21 protein-coding genes and 1 pseudogene are annotated in these 19,456 nt (G+C 42.6%); 2 read left to right on the top strand and 20 right to left on the bottom strand.

Features of this window, described 5'->3' with window-relative positions; translation table 11 throughout:
• Positions 1 to 90: 90 nt before the first annotated feature.
• The 7 genes from O3627_RS08905 to O3627_RS08875 all read right to left on the bottom strand — a co-directional run bounded on the left by O3627_RS08905 (position 91) and on the right by O3627_RS08875 (position 5,607).
• A complete protein-coding gene (locus O3627_RS08905; RefSeq protein ID WP_371621356.1) occupies positions 91 to 786 on the bottom strand; it encodes a GNAT family N-acetyltransferase in 696 nt (231 codons plus the stop codon).
• A gap of 7 nt (positions 787 to 793) precedes the next feature.
• Positions 794 to 1,114, bottom strand: a complete 321-nt coding sequence (locus O3627_RS08900) for a V-type ATP synthase subunit F (RefSeq protein ID WP_002894448.1) — start codon at positions 1,112 to 1,114, stop codon at positions 794 to 796.
• Positions 1,101 to 2,114: a V-type ATPase subunit gene (locus O3627_RS08895; RefSeq protein ID WP_125352379.1), complete on the bottom strand. Its 1,014-nt coding sequence runs from the start codon at positions 2,112 to 2,114 to the stop codon at positions 1,101 to 1,103. The genes O3627_RS08900 and O3627_RS08895 overlap by 14 nt, the downstream gene beginning before the upstream one ends.
• A 10-nt stretch (positions 2,115 to 2,124) precedes the next feature.
• The gene (locus O3627_RS08890; RefSeq protein WP_343092218.1) at positions 2,125 to 2,715 is read right to left on the bottom strand and encodes a hypothetical protein; all 591 of its coding nucleotides are present in this window, start codon (positions 2,713 to 2,715) and stop codon (positions 2,125 to 2,127) included.
• A 10-nt stretch (positions 2,716 to 2,725) separates the two neighbouring features.
• Positions 2,726 to 3,205 (bottom strand): V-type ATP synthase subunit K, encoded by a 480-nt coding sequence (locus O3627_RS08885; RefSeq protein WP_002898768.1) that lies wholly within the window; start codon positions 3,203 to 3,205, stop codon positions 2,726 to 2,728.
• 133 nt (positions 3,206 to 3,338) lie between these two features.
• Positions 3,339 to 5,294, bottom strand: a complete 1,956-nt coding sequence (locus tag O3627_RS08880; RefSeq protein WP_343092217.1) for a V-type ATP synthase subunit I — start codon at positions 5,292 to 5,294, stop codon at positions 3,339 to 3,341.
• Positions 5,284 to 5,607: a hypothetical protein gene (locus O3627_RS08875; protein WP_002922723.1), complete on the bottom strand. Its 324-nt coding sequence runs from the start codon at positions 5,605 to 5,607 to the stop codon at positions 5,284 to 5,286. Before O3627_RS08875 ends, O3627_RS08880 begins: the two co-directional genes overlap by 11 nt.
• A gap of 414 nt (positions 5,608 to 6,021) precedes the next feature.
• Here O3627_RS08875 and O3627_RS08870 point away from each other — a divergent pair, with 414 nt between their 5' ends.
• A complete protein-coding gene (locus O3627_RS08870) occupies positions 6,022 to 6,861 on the top strand; it encodes a MurR/RpiR family transcriptional regulator (RefSeq protein WP_002922724.1) in 840 nt (279 codons plus the stop codon).
• 92 nt (positions 6,862 to 6,953) lie between these two features.
• Positions 6,954 to 8,018 carry a DUF4839 domain-containing protein gene (locus tag O3627_RS08865; RefSeq protein WP_002922725.1) on the top strand — a complete coding sequence of 355 codons (1,065 nt, stop codon included), beginning with the start codon at positions 6,954 to 6,956 and terminating at the stop codon, positions 8,016 to 8,018.
• 98 nt (positions 8,019 to 8,116) lie between these two features.
• On the opposite strand, the gene O3627_RS08860 is transcribed toward O3627_RS08865, so the two are convergent.
• From O3627_RS08860 to O3627_RS08800, 13 genes and pseudogenes are all read right to left on the bottom strand, one after another.
• Positions 8,117 to 8,446, bottom strand: a complete 330-nt coding sequence (locus tag O3627_RS08860; protein WP_343092216.1) for a DNA helicase — start codon at positions 8,444 to 8,446, stop codon at positions 8,117 to 8,119.
• A gap of 45 nt (positions 8,447 to 8,491) precedes the next feature.
• Positions 8,492 to 9,376: an ROK family protein gene (locus O3627_RS08855; RefSeq protein WP_343092215.1), complete on the bottom strand. Its 885-nt coding sequence runs from the start codon at positions 9,374 to 9,376 to the stop codon at positions 8,492 to 8,494.
• Between the two features lie 33 nt (positions 9,377 to 9,409).
• A complete protein-coding gene (locus O3627_RS08850) occupies positions 9,410 to 10,327 on the bottom strand; it encodes an N-acetylneuraminate lyase (RefSeq protein ID WP_343092214.1) in 918 nt (305 codons plus the stop codon).
• A 62-nt stretch (positions 10,328 to 10,389) separates the two neighbouring features.
• On the bottom strand, positions 10,390 to 11,493 hold the full coding sequence (locus O3627_RS08845; RefSeq protein WP_002894435.1) for a Gfo/Idh/MocA family protein: 1,104 nt from the start codon (positions 11,491 to 11,493) through the stop codon (positions 10,390 to 10,392).
• Between the two features lie 72 nt (positions 11,494 to 11,565).
• Entirely contained in the window at positions 11,566 to 12,399 is an 834-nt protein-coding gene (locus O3627_RS08840; RefSeq protein ID WP_002898776.1) for a carbohydrate ABC transporter permease, read from the bottom strand.
• Positions 12,399 to 13,283: a carbohydrate ABC transporter permease gene (locus O3627_RS08835; RefSeq protein WP_002894433.1), complete on the bottom strand. Its 885-nt coding sequence runs from the start codon at positions 13,281 to 13,283 to the stop codon at positions 12,399 to 12,401. The genes O3627_RS08840 and O3627_RS08835 overlap by 1 nt, the downstream gene beginning before the upstream one ends.
• Before the next feature lie 67 nt (positions 13,284 to 13,350).
• Positions 13,351 to 14,697, bottom strand: coding sequence for an ABC transporter substrate-binding protein (locus O3627_RS08830; protein ID WP_223337833.1), 1,347 nt, complete (start codon positions 14,695 to 14,697; stop codon positions 13,351 to 13,353).
• A 17-nt stretch (positions 14,698 to 14,714) separates the two neighbouring features.
• Positions 14,715 to 15,167: a YhcH/YjgK/YiaL family protein gene (locus O3627_RS08825; RefSeq protein WP_002894431.1), complete on the bottom strand. Its 453-nt coding sequence runs from the start codon at positions 15,165 to 15,167 to the stop codon at positions 14,715 to 14,717.
• 23 nt (positions 15,168 to 15,190) lie between these two features.
• The gene (locus tag O3627_RS08820; protein ID WP_125383048.1) at positions 15,191 to 16,324 is read right to left on the bottom strand and encodes an ABC transporter ATP-binding protein; all 1,134 of its coding nucleotides are present in this window, start codon (positions 16,322 to 16,324) and stop codon (positions 15,191 to 15,193) included.
• Positions 16,325 to 16,337: 13 nt separating this feature from the next.
• Positions 16,338 to 17,036, bottom strand: a complete 699-nt coding sequence (locus O3627_RS08815; protein WP_048773683.1) for an N-acetylmannosamine-6-phosphate 2-epimerase — start codon at positions 17,034 to 17,036, stop codon at positions 16,338 to 16,340.
• Positions 17,037 to 17,412: 376 nt separating this feature from the next.
• A complete protein-coding gene (locus tag O3627_RS08810) occupies positions 17,413 to 18,414 on the bottom strand; it encodes an acetylxylan esterase (protein ID WP_125383049.1) in 1,002 nt (333 codons plus the stop codon).
• A gap of 116 nt (positions 18,415 to 18,530) precedes the next feature.
• Positions 18,531 to 19,211, bottom strand: a complete 681-nt coding sequence (locus tag O3627_RS08805) for a DUF6796 family protein (RefSeq protein ID WP_125383051.1) — start codon at positions 19,209 to 19,211, stop codon at positions 18,531 to 18,533.
• An 81-nt stretch (positions 19,212 to 19,292) separates the two neighbouring features.
• Positions 19,293 to 19,397: pseudogene (locus O3627_RS08800) on the bottom strand (shikimate dehydrogenase); the annotation flags it as partial.
• Between the last annotated feature and the right edge of the window lie 59 nt (positions 19,398 to 19,456).

The raw sequence follows: 19,456 nt of genomic DNA, 5'->3' as shown, positions 1-19,456 counted from the left end.
TTGTTTCTCAATGAAAATCTAAGCTCAAACTAAGTTAAATACGGACCTAGTTTGAATTTAATTTCCAAAGAGTATTATTGTTTTTTCATTTTAAAAATCAGATAAGGCTTTTATTTGCTGGCCCTTTTCGTCGAAATTGTCTGGGCTCAGCCATTTGTCTAGTCGACTCTTGACGGCCGGCCAATCCTTGTCAATTATAGACAGCCAGTCCGTGTCTCGGTTGCGCCCCTTATAGACTACCGCCTGACGAAACCTGCCTTCATAGGTGAAACCAAGTCGCTCTGCTGCCCGCCTTGATGGCTGATTAAGGGCATCGCATTTCCATTCATAGCGACGATACTCCAGTTCTTCAAAGACATAGCGTGCCAGTAAGTACTGGGCTTCCGTAGCCAGTCTGGTGCGCTTCAGCTTGGGCGAATAGGTCACAGCTCCCACTTCGATAACGCGATTATTTCGATCGATCCTCATCAAAGCAAAAGTTCCTAGAGCCTTGCCGCTCTCCTTGTCCACAATCGCATAGTGAAAACGATCCTGTGCTGCCAGCATCTGATCTAGCAACTGGGACCATTCTTCCCGACTCTGGACAGGATTTTGAAAGAGATAGGTCCACATATCCGCAGGAGATTCCGGGCCATACACTTCATATAAATCCCCCCCATGCTTACCCTTGGACAAACGCTCGATAATAACATACTGGCCTTCGATTCGCTCCATGTTAGGCAAATCCCCCGGCTGAAAATCCGGCAGAGCATCCCCAATGGGCTGACCTAGTTGATTGATTCGCATAAAAACCTCACAATATATCCTGTCCAACAGCCTTTTCGACATTTTCATGAATCCGCGAAAGAGCCAGTCCCGTGCTCCCCTTATGGGTAGGAATGAGCACAAGAGCAGGAATCTCCAGCTGGTCATAGTAGGCCAGGGTTTCTGGAATATCCGCAGCCATATCCTCCGTCAGATAGATAATGCCGAAATCTTCACGGGCTAGCCGACGCAGGGTATTGACCGTCTCCTGAGCTTCCTTAACCGGAAAGGTCTGAAAACCAATCAGCTTAAAAGGGAGAATGGTATCACGATTCCCCACGACAGCAATCTTGTAGCTAGTCTTGTCCATAAATCGGTCGCATCCTTTCTCTGATAAGCTCTACCGGCAGCTGATTGTCCATACCTGTCAAAATCAGCCGCAGATTCTTGACTTCCAGCTCCTTGCCCAGCAGATAGCGGGCCAGAGGGAGCGGGCCATCTGTCTCAAACTGACCAGCCGCAAGCAACTTAGCCTGCAAGAGGTCCGCTAGATATTCTAGCTCTACTGTCGTCAAGGTCTGGTTCCGCATTTTTTCCTCATAGGAGCGCAAATCCAGATCGTAACCGCAGGGATTGACCTGGCTAAACCAAGTCAAGAAATCCCCCTGCTCTGCCATGGCAATCCAGTTGGCAGCAGAAAGACTTCCTTCATCAGACAGAAGCTGCCTCATAAAGCTGCGCGGTTTTCCCAAGCCAACAGCCCGCTTGACCGTGATGGCATTGTAAAAATCAATAGTCAGATTCACCAGCTGCAGCAGACTCTCATCTTCCAACTCCTGTGTCAGGCGCTTGAGATGCTTGAAATAAGCCATATCCATGCCAATCTCCAGCACGCGCACATCCTGATAATCCTGGTATTCCTGCCAGGTCGCAAGCACCTCGTCCAGCATGAAATCTGGACAATACTCAGCCGAAAAGGCCATGACTAAGTGCTCCAAAACCTCCAGCGAATAGGTCCCCACTGGCATCAACAAATGCTCCAAGGACTGACCTGTCGCCCGACCCTTGAGAAAAACTTTGAGATTGTGGTAAGTGTAGCGGAGCGTGAAAATCTCCACTATCTCCTTACTAGGACTGATCTCAAGCGCCCAATTATAAACGGAATACAAATGCTTCATCAGTACTTGCTCAATGGCATTGAGATCCTTGATAGCTTCAGCATCCATGGCATAGACCGTTCCCTGCAGAAGAGCCGAACGGCTGGCAGCATCGTCAGCCTGCAGCAACTGGTCATATTGCTGGGGCGTCAAAAAGGAAGCCTCCTGCACGCTAATGGCTGTATTGACTTGAGAGAAGCTTGTTTCACTCATGGTCCGCCTCCTATTCTGCCTGGTCTTTGAAAATGTCTTGAGCCAGACGGTAGCTTTCCTCCTGCCAGACAGAGTCCAGCAAGTCACGATAGAGATAACTATCATCCACTCGTCCTTGGCTCAGCACAAAACCTGCCTGACCGACTATGGACTGGTCTGAAAAGTGTACTTGCGGAAAGGCTTTTTTCAAGTCTTCTAACTGGCTGGAGCTGAATTTCTCAGCTGATAGAGCACCGAAAACCAGCGTCAACTCTTCATCTGGATATTTAGCTAGGACACTCTTCAGAAAATGCTCCTCTTCAGCCTGTGACCAAGTCACCATCTGAGCATAGGCCTCCTCAAAAAGCTCTCTGAGAACCCGCTGCTTGATAACCAAAGTAGACTGGCGCTTTTGATTTTCCAGCTGCTGAATATCGCGCTGACTGCGCCGGCTGATTTCTTTCAGCTGCTGCTCCCGCTGTCCAAGCTTTTGCCGAACCAGCTGGACCTCACGTTCCTTGGCTTCCTGTTCTATTTTCTCAGTAGCCTCGGCCAAAAGCAGACGCCCCTTTTCGTGGGCCTGCTCCAAGACAGAAGCTTTGAGATCTGATATGTCAGACATAAAAGCCTCCTTACTTCACATTCAGAACCATGATGAAGGAAACAACGAAAGCCAAGATAGCGTAGGTTTCAACCATGGCCGCTAGGATAACCCCTTTCATGACCTCTTCTGGACGCTTGGCCAAAATCTGAATACCAGCTGTCGCCACTCGTCCTTGGTGCTTGGCTGAAAAGTAACCAACAATCGCAACTGGCAGAGCTGCTAGGAAATATGCCACACCTGATTGCAGAGCCAATTCCGGCTTGATATTAAAGAAGACGGTAATCCCGATAACAAAGCCGTAGAGACCTTGGGTACCTGGCAAAAGCTGCAGAATCAGAGCTTGAGCGAATTTTTCCGGCTGTTCTTTCAAGAGGGCTGCTGCTGCCTGACCAGTGCTTCCAACACCCAGCGCTGAACCCATTCCACTGAGAAAGACCGCCAAAGCTACTCCCAGACCTGCAAAAAAGGCGCCGCCGTAAGTTCCAAAATATGATGCTAAATGTTCCATGATTTACTCCTATGAAAATGCTGTAATCGTCGTAAAAACCAACAGCTAGTTGAATGAATAATACTTGTTTTGATGTTGTAGAAAGTGTTTTTCTAAAGATGAGTTTCTCATCTCTTACCCTAGTTCCTAATCTTTATTTCTTGCTTTGCTGAACGTATTTCTCACTAGGCTTGAGCGGAGTGAAAGGCTTGCCACCGCCGTCGTAGAATTTTCCAAAGAATTCCACGAAAATCAAACGCGCTCCGTGCACATAACCAGACAGAAAAGATAGAAACATATTGACCAAATGCAGGGCAATAAAGAGCAGAATGCCAATGCTAAAGCGAGCGACAGGTGGAAAGAGGCTGACAATCAAGTTAAAAGCCGAGCCAATGCTGGCCCCAGAAAGTCCCAGAGCCATCAGCCGTGTAAAGCTGACAAGGTCTCCTACATAGCCGCTAACATTGTAGAGATTAAAGAGACCTGACCCCAATCCTGCCAAGCTCTTAGTACTGACAATGGATACTGCCAGTATACCCAGAGCATTGATGATGGCCAGCCACTGACCAATCGTTGCTGCAAAGGCCAAGGATGGGAAGAAATTTCCCAAGGCCAAGAGTAGCAGCCCCAGCAAAATCAGCACCCAAGCAAAGCCTGTATTATAAGCTTCTGCATAATCCTTGAGGCGGATATTTTTCAGACCGCTGAGGAAGAGGCCCGCCAGCACTGTAATAAAGCCAAAGACAACCGAAATAACCAGAATCGTCATGGCGTCTGAGCTGGTACTAATCAGAGCAAAGGGCAGTTCAAAGCCAAAGAAAGAGCCATAAACCAGTCCCCAGATAATGACTGCCACACCAAGTAGGCGGAAGAATCGCAGATTCTTAGCCAATCCCGGCTTGACATGCAAGAAGTGCAGCGCCAGGCTGGTGCCCAAAAAGAGCAAGAGGCCGTAGCCAATGTCGGCAACCATCATGCCAAAGAATACAAAATAGAAGAGGGAAACGACAGGGGTTGGATCCTTGTCACCATATTTAGGCAAGGAATACATCTCCGTCACTAGCTCGAAAGGCTCCACCAAGACATTGTTTTTAAGCTTGGTCGGAACCTTATCTTCCTCATCCTGTCGAATCTCTCTGGTCTGGATGAGAATGCTCTGGCCGAACTGCTCTGTCAAGCAAGCCTCAAGAGCTTGAACTTGATTGCTTTCGATCCAGCCTTCCAAGGCTGCCAGGTTTTGCGTACTTGCTAACTGATTTTTACTTTCTTGACGAGAGGAGAGATTGCAGAGATAGTCCAGCTGAACCTTGAGCTGGTCCAGTTCATTCTTGGAAGCTGCCAGACTCTTGGTCATAGCTTCCGCCACAGCCTCCTGCTGTCGAATGTTGGCCTTGAGCAGGGCTATCCGCTCAGCAGGCAGTTCCGCGTGGTCATACTCAAAAGGCTTAAAGCCATACTCTTTCAAGATTTTGCGAACATCTTCCAGAGAACCTGTCTTGTAAAAAATAAGAACCCCATGTTCCGTATCATCGGTAAAGACTTCCTGAAACTTCAGGTCAGGATGTGCTCCCAGAGCCAAGCGCAGAGCATCGTCGTCGGTATTAGGAATCGTCCCAATCAAAGCTCCTAGATGACTGAAAGTCGCTGCTGCTTGCGGTGTTAGCTCCAGCGGCTCCCACTTCTCCAGCGCAGCCACTTCCAAGCGGTCAGCTTCTATCTGACTTTTGGCCTCTTGCAAGACCTTGAGCTGCTTGCTGATTCCTTCCAGCAGTGCCTCCTCATCTCGGGCCTTCCCTGCCTGCTCCAAAGCAGCAAAGGACAGCTCCAAAGGCTCTTCTTTTAAGGATTCCAGCAGTTTCTTTTTGGGCATAAAAGACTCTAGCTCTGCAATTAGCCTCTCGAGCTTTTCCTGACGACTGAGCAAATCCTGCTGAGATAGCTGCTGATCCGGTCGGCCGACTAAAGTCTGCTCAAAGGCTGCCTGCCAGTCCTCTTCCTGCCGCAAGTCATGAATCTGAACCGACTCTAAACCCTGTAGGTAAAAGAGAAGCTGATCCAGCAGTTCCTTGGGCAGAAGCAGAGACAACTGCCGCATTTGACTAATGGCCATAGGCTTCTACCACCTTCTCTACAATGACTCGCGCCAAGTCTGCTTTCTTATCTGTCAGCGCAGCCGCAACCTTGTCCTCATTCTGCTGGGTTGTCTGCTCCAAGTCTTGCTGCAGGTGCACCAACTTTTGCTGAGAAGTCGCGGTTAATTCCTCAGCCAGCTTCTGCGTTTCATCGTCATAAGTCAGACCTAGCTGTCTGAGATTTTCATCTACCTGCTGTCGCAGCTCCTGAGCCTGTGTCCTGTAGCCCATCAAAACTTCTTCTGCAGCAGTTTCAATTTCCTGCATTTTTTCAAGTGTTTCATTGGCCATCTATTCACCCCCTCGTTTTCAAAAACCTTCGAAAACGGATTTTAAAATCTGCATTCCTGGCTGACTGTCCAACCATCTGGCAAACTCATCTTCTGGAATACAGCTTCGTACTTGCATAAATTATAACATATTTTCAGAAAAACAGTCAGAGATTGCTAAACATCTATCTCAAACTGATAGGAAAAGCCCATATAGATTTGATTCATTTCAATACTTACAAATCAGTCTCAGCTGTACACTCTTGATAAGTTTCAGTCTTGCAAACGGTTTATTTGTCTATAACTATGTTATAATATAAACAAATTCTAAGACAAATATAGAATGGCAGAATAGTAAAAGTGGCTTCAAATGTACCTTCCAGCCAGAACAGCCCTAAACTTTTAATAAACATTATCCCATGAAGAAAGTGATTTTATGAGTCAGCAAAATATCTTGGCTATCATTGAGAGCCATCTTGACAAGATGACCGACTTGGAACAGAGGATTGGTCACTATTTTTTGAATCCAAATAGTATTCAAGAGGATTTACCCTCTTTGCAAGTCGCTCAAACCTTGCACATTTCTCAAGCAGCCTTGACCCGTTTCGCCAAAAAATGTGGCTTTAAAGGTTATCGGGAATTTAGCTTTCAATATTTACAGGACCTACAAAAGTCGCAAATCGAGGCGGATAATATGCAAAGCAGCTTATCACGTCATGTCTTGTACAACTACAATCAAATCCACCAGCAGACAAAAGAACTGATAGATGAGGAAAAGCTGAAGCGAGTGGCTCAAATCATAGAAGAGGCCGACCGTGTTTATTTCTTTGGAACAGGGAGCTCAGGCTTAGTAGCACGTGATATGAAGCTGCGCTTCATGAGACTGGGAGTCGTTTGTGAAGCCCTAACCGACCAAGATGGCTTCGCTTGGACAACTAGTATTCTGGACAAGAACTGCCTCGTTATCGGATTTTCTCTATCCGGACAGACCCAGTCCATCATTGACAGCTTGATTGACGCTAAAAATATGGGAGCAAAAACCATCTTGGTGACTGGACAACCTGAAAAGATTCAAGAAGACTTCACTGAAGTCGTTCCTGTTGCCCTTCAAAGCAAGCCTGAGTTTATCCTACGGATTTCCGCACAATTCCCCATGCTTCTCATGATTGACCTCATCTATGCCTTTTTCCTCGAGATTAACCGCGAGAAGAAAGAAAGAATCTTTAACAGCTTTTGGGAGAATCAGAAATTGAATGGTTATTATCGGAGAAGATAACAAGAAAATAAATATTGAAATAATTTTACAAATTATATTATTGTCCTACTTGTTATGTTATACTCTAACTAAAAGGTTAAAAGGAGCTTATTATGAAAAAATTAGGAATTTATCTTTCTTGCGGTTTATTATTAACTTCATTACAAACTGCTTATGTTGTCAACGCGAATTCTACGGATTCCATTAAGGTAACTATTTCCAGTAAAGAAGCTAAATATCAAGAATATCAAAACGTTATCAAAAAGTTAAACGATGCAGGTTTTACTAATATAAAAACCAATGAAATTAAGGATTTACCACTCGGAGTTTTTACTAAAGAAGGGGACATTGAAAATGGTGATGTTGAAGAAGTTAAAATTGACGGAAAAACAAAATTCAACAGTAGTGATAAATTTCGAAAGGATTCCTTAATTACTATCTCATATCACTCTTTTGCTTCCAACGAAGCGGATGAGAATTTAATTAGTCTCCCCTTTTCTTCTAAAGAAATTTCAAAACAAAATTATAAAGATATTGTTAAAAAACTGAAAAAAGCTGGATTCACTAACATAAAAACTGAAAAAATTGATGATTTGGTATTTGGGTGGTTAAAAAAAGATGGAACAATTGATCAAGTTAAAGTAGATGGAATAACAGATTTCAAGAAAAATGAAAAAATTAATAAAGATACTGAAATAATTGTTTCTTACCACACTTTTCCTGAACAGACAACTGAAGAAAAATCACCTGTGAGTGATGTTGAAAATTCCAGTGCAGCCGCTTCAACTGAAAAGAACATACAAAACTCTAGTTCTTCTACTCAAGAAGTAATAACTACCGAAAACAATGCCGAATTTGCATCCATTCTACAAACTGATGAAGAGGGAAAAATAAAAGAATTTACAAAGAAATATTCTGGGAAAGTTGTTGAATTTGATGGATATATCGCGGACATCCAACGCCTTACGAATACAAAATATAATGCTGATGTACTGATTTATGCAGGCGATACAGGAGCACTCACAGGTCCAGCTTTCCAACTTCATAGAGTTAGTCTTACCAATCTATCTAAACAAGGAGTCACTGGAATAAATCAAAATGTCCATATTAAAGCTACAATTGTTCCTAGAGATAATTATTTATTTGGCCTTGACCCTATTGAAGTGAAACCCCGATAGACTTCAACCTACTACCGCCGCAATACCCACAAACGATAAAAACGAATCAGGATTTTCTGACTCGTTTTCTTTTTTGGTCTAAATTTTTCCTCTTTCTTTCACAAGGGGAGGATTGGCCCATAGATTTCTAATTGGGGCTGAACTTTTTCCATATGAAAGGCATCGTAGGCACGCCACTTTTGATAAGTAGGCTGATCCAGTTTGAGGCTACTAAGACCAATTAAAAAACTAGCACTTTTATGGAAGCTTTCAAGAGCAATGAGAAGACGGTTATTCAGGGCTTTGGTTTTCTCCAAACTCCTCAAAACTTCTGCTAAGCACTCGTGAAAGCGGATTTCATCTCTTGACTGAATTGTCTTCTCTTGAAAATTTTCCATCAAGGAACCTAGAAGCTGAGCAGCTTCCTGAATGAAACTTCTTTCTGCCATTTGATTTTCCTCTTGAAAGACAAGGAACCTGAGAAAAATCTCAGGTTAAGCTTGTCTATTTTTGAAATGATAGTAGGCTCCAAACATACCTGCAGTATTTTGATGATGAGCAAAAGCCAGTTTGGTTTTGTCAGCAATACTTGGAACCAAAGCATCCTGCAAAGCCGCCTGAATACGCGGTCTAAGGATAGCTTCTTGTCCCATGATGCCGCCTCCTAGAATGACAACTTCCGGATTAACGACATAGCAGATATTGGCAATTCCTTGACCTAGATAGCCAACCATGCGATCGATGCCCTCGATACAGAGTTTATTGCCCTCAGTTGCTTCTTTGAAAATCCGACGGCCATTCCAATGCTCTGCGTCTTCTCCATGTAGCTCAGCCACATAATTGACCAGAGCTGTTGTAGATGCCACATCCTGAAAGGCTCCGTCTGGTAGATGCAGGTAACCGACCTCACAAGCAGAGTTACTAAAGCCATGGAAGACCTGACCATCTACGACCAGACAGCCTCCGATACCTGTACCAATTGTCAAACAAAGGGCAATCTTGGCTCCCTTGCCACTGCCCGACATAGCCTCCGCCAGACCAGCACAGTTGACATCATTTTCAATTTCACAAGGCAGGGAGAATGTTTCTTCCAGCACTTTTTTGAACTGGGTGCCAGCGTAATTCGGAATCTGTGGCCCAGCATAGAAAATTTCACCCTTATCTGGATCCACCATGCCAGCTGAAGAAATACAAATCCCAGCCAGAGGTCCTTTTTCTAAATAGGCTGCAACAATGCCTTCAACCTTCTGCATAATTCCCGGACCGCCTTTGTGGGCCTCCGTTGGCATTTCATGTGCTTCCACCAAGGTTTCCGCCTCGTTGATTAAGCCATACTTGATATTGGTACCGCCAATATCAATAGCAACATAGTGTTTCATAGCACACCTTCTCTCTAGTGTTTATCCTGTTGCTTATAAAAATTGCTCCTTGGTTTGTCTAATCAACTGAGCTGCTTCTTCCACAATTGGCCGATCACTTTCCTGTAGCGGTGTCAGAGGAGAGCGGACAGATCCGATGGCCAAGTCTTCGTTAATTTCCAAAACACCCTTAATAACAGCGTACATATTGCCGTGGGCGCTGGTTAATTTTCCGATGATGCCATTTATCGCATATTGCAACTCTTTAGCCCGTTCCAATTCCTTGTCAGCAATCAGTTGATTGAGTTTGAGGAAGAGCTCTGGCATAGCTCCGTATGTACCACCGATACCGGCTGCAGCACCCATAAGACGGCCACCCAAGAATTGCTCATCTGGACCATTAAAGACTACATGATCTTCTCCCCCAAGAGCTACAAAGGTCTGAATATCCTGCACTGGCATTGAAGAGTTCTTCACACCAATCACGCGCTCATTCTTGAGCATTTCCTTGTAAAGGCTAGGAGTCAAGGCTACACCAGCCAGCTGAGGGATATTGTAAATCACGAAATCAGTATTAGGTGCCGCCGCACTGATGTCATTCCAATACTGGGCAACCGAATACTCTGGCAAACGGAAATAAATCGGCGGAATAGCTGCAATAGCATCCACACCCAAACTTTCCGCATGACGAGCCAGCTCCACGCTGTCTTTAGTATTATTGCAAGCCACATGGGCAATGATAGTCAGACGCCCCTTAGCAACTTTCATCACTTCTTCTAGAACTCGTTTTCGGTCTTCTACACTCAGATAGATACACTCGCCCGAAGAACCGTTGACATAAAGACCTTGCACGCCCTTGGCGATGAAATATTCCACTAAAGCACGAGTCCGCTCCGGGCTGATTTCACCTTCCTCATCATAGCAGGCGTAGAAAGCAGGAATGACACCTTGGTATTTTTTTAAATCTGACATAGTTTTCTCCTAATGTTTTAGAAATGAGAGGGACGAAAATCATTGTTTCATCCCCACATCTTTTATTTTACAATTTCCGATAATTTAACTTTACGATCTTCAAACATAGACTGAGTACATGCATCTGCTGTTGCAATAGCCTCCAGAGCTGCTTCTCCTGTCAATAATTTTTTGAATTCTTCTGTTACCGGTGCTCCCTGCATGATTTCATGAAGGTAACGCATTTCCTTGTCAATAACAGATGATAACCACAATGGAGTACGTTTACCAGGTTTTCCGTAAGCAATCGCTCCATCCATTTCGGTACTATGGTAAATACGAGTACGATCATCATCTTCTTCCTGTGACTCATGGATTAGGAAGTAACTTTCTTGACCATCTAATTTGAGAGTTCCTTTACAGTTGAACAAGTCCAGGCGAATCGCACCTTTTGTCCCTTGAATCAAGACATAGTGTTCACCCCAGCGATAAGCAGAACCCCATTCAAGCAAAGCAAAACGCTTGTTTGAAAATTCCATATTGACAAAAATCATGTCATCTTCATCACCAAAGTTTTCTCCCTCATGAGCTACATTGCCACCAGTCATTGTAACAGTTTCAGGCATCCCACCCATAAGAAATTGAACACAGTCTAATTCATGGATATGGTGATATAAGTGACCACCAGATTTTTCGCGGATTTTCTTCCAAGATACTGATGGTTGTTGCTCCTCCCATCCATTACGAGCTGTATGACAATACAGAACATCCCCAATCACACCTTGATTGATTAATTCTTTGGCATGATGAACACCATTAAAGAAGTTCATGATATGCCCCGCCATAAAGGTCACATTATTTTCTTTACAAGCATCTACCATTTCGCGACAATCCTCATAGGAAAGAGCAATTGGTTTTTCACAAAAAACATTTTTTCCATGCTGAGCTGCTTTGATAACTGGCTCTTTATGAAGATTATTTGGAGAAGCCACAATAACACAGTCAACTTCATCGCTAGCCACTAATTCATCTATCGAAGCTGCAACTTTCGCTCCTAACTCTTCAGCTACTGCTTCCGCGTTTTCTGGATCGTAAACAATCGTAATCTCTGCACCATCATTTTTTTGCATATAACGAGCCAATTCAGCTCCAAAATATCCTGTTCCTACGACGCCATATTTAACCATTTTTATTCTCCTGTTGTTTAATACAATATCCTATTTTTAACTTATATACTGACTAATGTTGTTTCGGAATGTCTATTTTACAGATCCTTCTGAAAGACCACTTGCAATCTTATTTTGAATGATTGAGAAGAAGATGATAGAAGGCAATACAACAATCACAGATGCCGCCATCATATCTCCCCAGTCTAGCACCTCTGATCCATTCAATGAACGAAGTGCTACTGCAACGGTCATTTTACTTGTATCGTTAATCAGTATCAATGCATATAAGAATTCATTCCACGCATTAATAAAGGTATAAATCGCTGTTGCAACAATTCCCGGAGCAACGATTGGTAATACCACTTTATAAAAAGTAACAAATTTATTTGCTCCATCAATACGGGCTGCCTCTTCAATCCCAATTGGAACCGTTTGGAAGAAGCCAACCAGCAGCCATACCGCATAAGGTACACTAAATGACAAATAAATGATGATAAGGCCAATGATGCTATTTCCCAAACCTGCTTTTGCAATTGCAATAGAATAAGGTATTGCTAGCAAAATAGGTGGGAAAATATAAGTTGTTACCAAAAGCCGTGACATTATTGCTCCTAGTTTAGGGAAGAAACGAACAATACCATAAGCAGCCATGGAAGAAATAATCGTTGCAATAACTGTTGTGGACAAAGAAATTACTAAACTATTTCGGATATTATCAACGAAATGCAAATCATTAATAACATGCGTAAAGTAGTCTAACGTAAAAGTCTGAGGCCAGAAGCGAGTTGGGAATTGTGTCAACTCCCCTTTTCCTTTAATCGAAGATATAATAATCCATACAAGCGGGAAGATTGCAACAATTGTTGCAATTATCAAAACTAGATGAGCTCCGATATCTAAGTAGAAATTTGATTTTTTCTTCATTATTTTCTACCCTCCTTTTCCCATTTACTAATTACAGAGAAGTAAATGAAGCAAACTGTCAATAGGAAGATAAAGAGCAATACTGTGACTGCTGAAGCTCGTCCTAATAACTTCGTTCCCCAACCTAAGTTGTAAGCGAAAATCGGCAAGGTCATAGTCGCATTAGACGGACCACCACCAGTAATGAGGTAGATAATATCAAAATTGTTAAAGATCCAAACCGTTCTCAGTACAACTAGCAATCCTACAACGACCTTAATATGCGGAAAAGTAATATGTCTGAACACTTGCCAACTTGTCGCACCATCAATTTTAGCTGCCTCAAACTGCTCCTGAGGAACTGTTTGAAGTGCAGATAAAACATTAACCATAATCATTGGAGCTCCAAACCAGATATTGATAAACACCAAGCAAATAAAGGCCCACGTGCTATCAGTCAGAAAAGCTGGAGCATGCTCCATTAAACCAAGCTTAACAATGATATTTGGCAGATACCCATAGACACCATTTAGAATCCATTGCCATGAAAAGGCAATAACAATTGTAGGAAAGGCCCACGGTACGATTAACAACGTCCGATAAAGTTTTTTAAATCGTCGCACTCTATGCAAAGCAAGAGCCAGAATAAATCCGATGATAACTTGTCCAGCTAAGGAAAGGACAGTCCATTTTATTGAATTAAAAAATGCACTAAAAAAGTTAGGGTCTGACAATACTGCTTTATAATTATCCAAACCAACAAAACGATAGTTGGGCATAATTAAATTCTTATTGGTAAAGCTATAAAAGATGCTTGAAAAAAATGGATAAACAAAGAGTAATCCTACGATAATCACCGCTGGCAGTACAAATATCCAACGCGTCAAATTACGATCTCTGACCATCTCTTACCCCTTTCTTTAAAATAAGAGGCTATAGCGCTACTGCACCATAGCCCTAATAATCTAGGTATTATTTCACATCAACTGCAACCGTTTCAAATAAATCGTTTAATTGCTTTTCAGCATCTTTTGCTGCAGCCATAGGGTCTTTCCCATTTGTGATAATATCTTGGAACATTTGTTCAATAATGTGTTGGTTTGTCAACATACCAGCCTCAACACTTGGGCCGTTTTCATAACCAATAGCAGTACCTTTTTGAACAGCCTCGTTGATTACTTGTTCAGCATGTTGGAATTTTTGGCGTGTTTCATTTTCCTTATAAGCTGGTAAATCAGAAATACCGCTAATCGTTGGCAACATACCAACTGGAGTAGAATCTAAGAAACCAACATAGTTGTCTTGTTCATACAGATATTCTAAAAATGCTTTTGCAACTTCTGGATGTTTAGAATTTTTCCATACAACCATTGGAACATTTGAAGTTTCAATCCCTTGATCTTTATCGGATGCTTTGACCTTCGGAATAGGATAAGCATCAATTGATTCTAATAATTGTGGACTGTTCGCTTCAACCCCTCCAATGTGGAAGCCTGAGTTAAAGTCAAAGGCTGTCTTACCTTGATAGAATAGGGTAGCTTGTTGTAATACATTATAATTGAGTGAATCTTTAGGAGAAACATCCTTGTACATTTTCACCCAGTATTTGATTCCTTCTTGAGCCAAATCGCTAGTTAAATCAACCTTCTTATCCTTTGTTAATAGGCTTCCTCCTGCACTACGAACATAGAAATTCAGGAAACGAGTAGCCATAAAGTCATTCGTACCAAGCGGCACTGACATACCATAAACTCCATCAGCTGTTAATTTCTTAGATGCTTCATAAAGTTCATCCCAAGTTTTAGGTACTTCAATATTGTGTTGTTTTAATAAATCTGTTCGTACCCACATCACTTGCGCATGGGAATAAAGAGGAACAGAATAGTAATCACTGCCAATTTTTGCTTCATTCAGAGCTGTTTTATTGAAACGATCTTTTCCAATTTTGTCAATTGTATCATTCAATGGAACAATAGCATCTGAGTTAATCATTTCCATTACTTGGTTCGGCAAAGCTGTACTGACATCAGGTACGTTTCCGTTAGCAAGGCCTGTTGTCCATTTGGTGTAAAAGTCATTCCAAGAAAAAGTTTCAATTTTAATCTTAACTTTTGGATGCTTCTTCATAAATTCATCTGCAGATTTCTGGATACTTTCTAAACGAGGTCCCTGTGTAAATGAGTGCCACATAACGATTTCCCCAGATAATTCACCTGAATCATTTCCTTTACTATTTCCTCCACTTGGAGAACAACCACTGATTATCAGTGCAACAAGTCCTGTTAGAAGAACGAATAAAAATTTCTTTAGATTTTTCATAGTTTACCTCTTTCTATTTAAGAAATAGCTACTTTAAATACTACTTTTTTTAAGGGTAGATCATTTACACGAACTTTGGGCTGATGCAAATCCTCAGGGAATGTTATTAAACATTCTCCAGATTTCAAGTGAATAAGCTGCTCCACTTTTCCTTCATATAACTCAATATCCTTTTCCTTATTATAAGGTTGACTAACTGTTGTGCTTTTAACAGAAGAAACTGCCATATCTTCTGTATTTTCTAACACCAGATGGATATCAAGATATTTCCTATGAGTTTCAAAGAAATCTCCTGGTTGACCATCTGCTACATAACTAAAACAATTGCCAAATAATTTATCACCTTCAATATCTATCTTCCCTTCTGGAAGACTTCCCAAATCAACTGTTTTTAAAAAATTTATTAATCTTTCAAAATATGGATTTACTCCTACATAAGTTGATAGATTATTAATTTCCGTTACAATCATAATTAAAATTTCCTTATAAAATTTTATTTAATACGTGAACCGTTCTCTAATTCAAAGAAGTGTGCTTTTGCAATATTGAATACCAAGTCTATTTTTTGTCCTGCTTCATGGTAATTATGAGCAGCAACACGTGCAGAAAATTCCTGAACTCCTACTTTACAATAAAGGATAGAATCGCTTCCTAAAAGTTCAGAAACTATAATCTCTGCTTCAACAACAGAATCTGGGAAAGCATCAGCAGCTATCAACTCAGCCGAGATATCCTCTGGTCGAATACCCAGTATCACTTTCTTTCCTTGATAGCCTTTTTCTTCTAGGATTTTACGCTGACCGTCTGGGAGTCCAACAGCAAAGCCTTGTCCATCTGTAAGCTGATTGCCCTCTAAGTTCACTTCAAAGAAATTCATGGCTGGACTGCCGATAAAACCTGCCACAAATTTATTAGCTGGCTCGTTATAAAGTTCCTGAGGCGTACCGATTTGCTCGATTCGGCCGATAGTACCTGTTCCTGCTTCATTCTTAGTAGCTGACATGATAACGATGCGGTCAGCCAAGGTCATGGCCTCGGTCTGGTCGTGGGTTACATAGATAGTCGTCGCTCCGATACGGCGGTGAATTTTTGCGATTTCTGCCCGCATGGACACGCGCAGTTTAGCATCCAAGTTAGACAAGGGCTCATCCATAAGGAAGACCTTGGCATCACGAACAATCGCCCGCCCCATAGCTACACGCTGACGCTGACCACCAGATAAGTCGGCCGGTTTACGATCCAGCAGCTCTTTCAGCCCAAGGATTTCCGCCGCTTCCTGGACTCTTTTGTCAATATCAGCCTTGTCATACTTGCGAAGCTTAAGTCCGAATGCCATATTGTCATAAACAGTCATGTGAGGATAAAGGGCATAATTTTGAAAAACCATGGCGATATCCCGATCTTTAGGAGCAATGTCATTGACAAGGTTTTGATCAATATAGAGCTCCCCTTCTGTGATATCCTCAAGTCCTGCAATCATCCGCAAGGTTGTTGATTTCCCGCAACCGGAAGGTCCTACAAAAACGATAAACTCCTTATCCTTAATATCCAAATCAAAATTTTCAACAGAGTAAAAATCACTATTAGGATATTTTTTATATAGTTTATTTAGTGTTAAGGTTGTCATTCATCTACCTCACTTATTTTAATCCTGCAACAAAGCGCTCTGTAATTTCTTTAGGCCGAGTAATGGCTCCTCCGACAACGATGCCTCTTACACCCAAATCATGTATCTGCTTGGCTTGACTCGGATAGTGAATCTTTCCTTCAGCGATGACATCAAAGCCTGCTTGGCACAAGCGGCGGATAAGCTCAATGTCTGGTCCGTCAACCTTAGGGCTGTAGGAAGTGTAGCCCGATAAGGTCGTGCCGACAAAGTCTACACCAGCTTCTACAGCAGCAGCGGCTTCCTCATAGGTGCTGATATCTGCCATCAATAGCTGATGGGGATACTTGGCCTTGACCTGCTTGATGAAATCCGCAATTGTCAGGCCATCATGGCGCTCCCGCTTGGTACAGTCCAGAGCAATGACTTCAATATCCAGAGCAGCCAACTCATCCACTTCCCGCATGGTAGCCGTGATAAAAGGCTCTTGTGGCGGATAGTCGCGTTTGATAATTCCGATGATAGGCAGAGAAGTTACTTCCTTAATCTCCCGAATATCGCGAACGCTATTAGCTCGAATACCTACAGCACCGCCCTGCTCAGCTGCCTTGACCAAGAGAGGAATCACTCCTCCAGCTTCCGTATAAAGCGGCTCCTGGGGCAAGGCTTGACAGGAAACAATGATGCCGTCTTTAATCTTAGCTATCAAGTCATCTTTTAAAATCTGTGACATGAATATACAATCTCCTTTCGTAAGACATCGGTCTGATCAGATAGTCTAACAACTACCTAGGACCTCAGGTGGAGCAGAGAAGAAGGCGCAAACAAATATTTTTACGTCCTTATCCTAGACTCCATTTTTTAACTCGAGTATTTCATAATGTTATTATAAATAATTTTTAAAGCGCTTTCAATATTGTTTGAGATTTAGATTTTAGTTTCCGAATTTTCCAGAAAAACAGAAATTCCTGAAAGTACTTTCAGGATTCCGTTTTGTAGAAAAGTCAATGAAAGAGCAAGCAAACTTCTAAAAAGATTCTCATTTCTATGCTCCCTCAGGCAAGTAAAAAGGGCTAGGCAAAGGCCTAGCCCCAAAGGGGGGACGAATATTATCTCTCGGATTTAAAGTTCGAAACGAGAGAAAGTCTTTTTATTTTGGTTCCGCAGAGCCAGCTAAAGACAGTATCGCTGACACGAACATTCATAGCCTCATGCCCATACTCAGGCAGAAGATGATACTCCTTTTCTCCACCCAAACAGTTATAAATGGCAAACTGCGTGATAGGATAGCAAACATCATCCTCCAGGCCAATAATCATCTGCACTGGACAGCTAATACGATGGGCCAGATTTTTCACGTCAATATAAGCAAGTGTCTGCAACAACTGCTCTTCTGTCTCATGAAAAGGATCATGGAATTTGAAATAACGAAAGAGCTCATCATAGGCTTCACTGGTATTGCCAATCTCCAAAACCCGTCTAAAGTCAGCAAGGAAGGGATAGATAGCTACAGTCTGCTTAATCCGAGAATTTAAAGCAGCTGCTACCAAAGCCAAGGCTCCGCCCTGTGAACCACCAAAACTAGACAAACAGTTTTCATCCACGAAGTCCAAACCAGCCACTAGCTCGACCAAGGTGTAAACATCCAGATAGACATCCTTGAAAAAGAGCTGATCCGGTCCATCCAGAGCCCCGCGGATAATATGTCCTTTAACAGTATTGCCGCGAACTTCTCTATTACCATCCAGTGAATAGCCAGACTGACCACGGACATCCATTGACACAACACCCCAGCCTGCTGCCGTATAGGCTAACATATCAGCCCAATCCCAGCCCTGTCCCATATAACCATGAAAATGAAACAATACCGGAACTTTTTCTGATAACTTAGGCACAACTAGCTTAGCGTAGATTTGTCCACCGTTTCCAGACTTGAAGGTTAGATCATAGCAAGTCGCATATGCAATTTGAAAATCTTTTTCCAGCAACTGGTAGTCCTGAGGCACTTCCACCGCTGCCACTTGTTTATCCCAAAAGGTATCAAAATCGTCGGGCATTTCATCTCTTCCGCGATAATGTAACATTTCTTTAAGTAAAGTAGGGTTTTTCATGTCTTATCCTCCCAACGATTCTTGAGACCTCTTTCATCATACCATAGAAAGAGGAAATCTTCAATAGGTTAATATATAGATTTTCTGTTTTTTTTGAAATTTTACCGATTCACCTCCTAAGAACCTATATGAAGCAGGAGCAGTAAATAGAACAAACTAAATCCTATATTTAGGCCAGCTCCGTTAAGGTAGGGACGTCCGATTCTCAGCTTTTCTACCAGTAAGATAGTCAACAGACTGAGAGGTAAAGGACTCAGCAACCCCAGATAAGTAGGCAATATTGTCTGACCGGTAACTATTAGCAGTGAGTAAACGAGCCAGCCTAGACCGGTCAGAGCGATAGCTGTCCGCCAGGTTATATCTAGAAAGAGCACTGCTTCATTGATAAGCTCGCTATCTTCGTCTGAGCAGACCTGTCCACCGCTTCGTTTATAAGCCTTTTTGCTGATGATCCCAACGTAGTAAAAGGCCACATGTGCCACTGGCGACAGGGCAAATCCAATTCCTAACAAGGCTATTGACAGATAGGCCCACAAGCCCTTATTTGTCAAACCAAAGAGAGCATAAAGCGAAACTAACATAAGAGGGATTGAGAAGTTAGCCACCAAAGCGCCCAGGCGCAGCCGACCGACAGAGCCAGACAGCATCAGCATAGCCAGCTTCTTATTGCCAATCCGACTCTGCTCCGTAAAAGAGTCATAACTCTCCTTATCTACCTCAAAGCCAACCAGCAGAATATCCCCCAATAACCAGCAAAGACCACTCAACAGCCCAGCCCATAAAGATAAAACAATCACATTACTCTCCTTTTTCCATTGTCCTCTTATCTTAGCACAAAAGCTCACTTAATCACAAGTAATCAGAAGGTTTACGTCTTTTTACCCCAGCAAGCGCCTTTCGTTAAGAGACCTAGAGCTCACATCGCTCCGCTCCTCAGCATCCATGTCTCTAAGCTCAGCTTCGACCAGAGGTCTTGCCTCGCTAAGACACATAAAAAAATCCCCTACCAAAGGGCAGGGGATGACCGACAAACTGTCTTATT

The sequence above is a fragment of the Streptococcus sp. 27098_8_82 genome (genome assembly GCF_041431615.1).
Classification (GTDB): Bacteria; Bacillota; Bacilli; order Lactobacillales; family Streptococcaceae; genus Streptococcus; species Streptococcus sanguinis_K.
The sequence above is the reverse complement of the archived record's forward strand: the minus strand, read 5'-3'. Positions and strand labels throughout refer to the sequence as shown.

Excerpts from the sequence above, each read along its gene's own strand:
- O3627_RS08900 (WP_002894448.1), bottom strand. The coding sequence starts at position 1,114 with ATGGACAAGACTAGCTACAAGATTGCTGTCGTGGGGAATCGTGATACC.
- O3627_RS08825 (WP_002894431.1), bottom strand. The coding sequence starts at position 15,167 with ATGATTGTAACGGAAATTAATAATCTATCAACTTATGTAGGAGTAAAT.
- O3627_RS08850 (WP_343092214.1), bottom strand. The coding sequence starts at position 10,327 with ATGTCAGATTTAAAAAAATACCAAGGTGTCATTCCTGCTTTCTACGCC.
- O3627_RS08860 (WP_343092216.1), bottom strand. The coding sequence starts at position 8,446 with ATGGCAGAAAGAAGTTTCATTCAGGAAGCTGCTCAGCTTCTAGGTTCC.
- O3627_RS08835 (WP_002894433.1), bottom strand. The coding sequence starts at position 13,283 with ATGGTCAGAGATCGTAATTTGACGCGTTGGATATTTGTACTGCCAGCG.
- O3627_RS08905 (WP_371621356.1), bottom strand. The coding sequence starts at position 786 with ATGCGAATCAATCAACTAGGTCAGCCCATTGGGGATGCTCTGCCGGAT.
- O3627_RS08890 (WP_343092218.1), bottom strand. The coding sequence starts at position 2,715 with ATGTCTGACATATCAGATCTCAAAGCTTCTGTCTTGGAGCAGGCCCAC.
- O3627_RS08855 (WP_343092215.1), bottom strand. The coding sequence starts at position 9,376 with ATGAAACACTATGTTGCTATTGATATTGGCGGTACCAATATCAAGTAT.
- O3627_RS08865 (WP_002922725.1), top strand. The coding sequence starts at position 6,954 with ATGAAAAAATTAGGAATTTATCTTTCTTGCGGTTTATTATTAACTTCA.
- O3627_RS08820 (WP_125383048.1), bottom strand. The coding sequence starts at position 16,324 with ATGACAACCTTAACACTAAATAAACTATATAAAAAATATCCTAATAGT.
- O3627_RS08880 (WP_343092217.1), bottom strand. The coding sequence starts at position 5,294 with ATGGCCATTAGTCAAATGCGGCAGTTGTCTCTGCTTCTGCCCAAGGAA.
- O3627_RS08845 (WP_002894435.1), bottom strand. The coding sequence starts at position 11,493 with ATGGTTAAATATGGCGTCGTAGGAACAGGATATTTTGGAGCTGAATTG.
- O3627_RS08870 (WP_002922724.1), top strand. The coding sequence starts at position 6,022 with ATGAGTCAGCAAAATATCTTGGCTATCATTGAGAGCCATCTTGACAAG.
- O3627_RS08815 (WP_048773683.1), bottom strand. The coding sequence starts at position 17,036 with ATGTCACAGATTTTAAAAGATGACTTGATAGCTAAGATTAAAGACGGC.
- O3627_RS08875 (WP_002922723.1), bottom strand. The coding sequence starts at position 5,607 with ATGGCCAATGAAACACTTGAAAAAATGCAGGAAATTGAAACTGCTGCA.
- O3627_RS08830 (WP_223337833.1), bottom strand. The coding sequence starts at position 14,697 with ATGAAAAATCTAAAGAAATTTTTATTCGTTCTTCTAACAGGACTTGTT.
- O3627_RS08885 (WP_002898768.1), bottom strand. The coding sequence starts at position 3,205 with ATGGAACATTTAGCATCATATTTTGGAACTTACGGCGGCGCCTTTTTT.
- O3627_RS08810 (WP_125383049.1), bottom strand. The coding sequence starts at position 18,414 with ATGAAAAACCCTACTTTACTTAAAGAAATGTTACATTATCGCGGAAGA.
- O3627_RS08840 (WP_002898776.1), bottom strand. The coding sequence starts at position 12,399 with ATGAAGAAAAAATCAAATTTCTACTTAGATATCGGAGCTCATCTAGTT.
- O3627_RS08895 (WP_125352379.1), bottom strand. The coding sequence starts at position 2,114 with ATGAGTGAAACAAGCTTCTCTCAAGTCAATACAGCCATTAGCGTGCAG.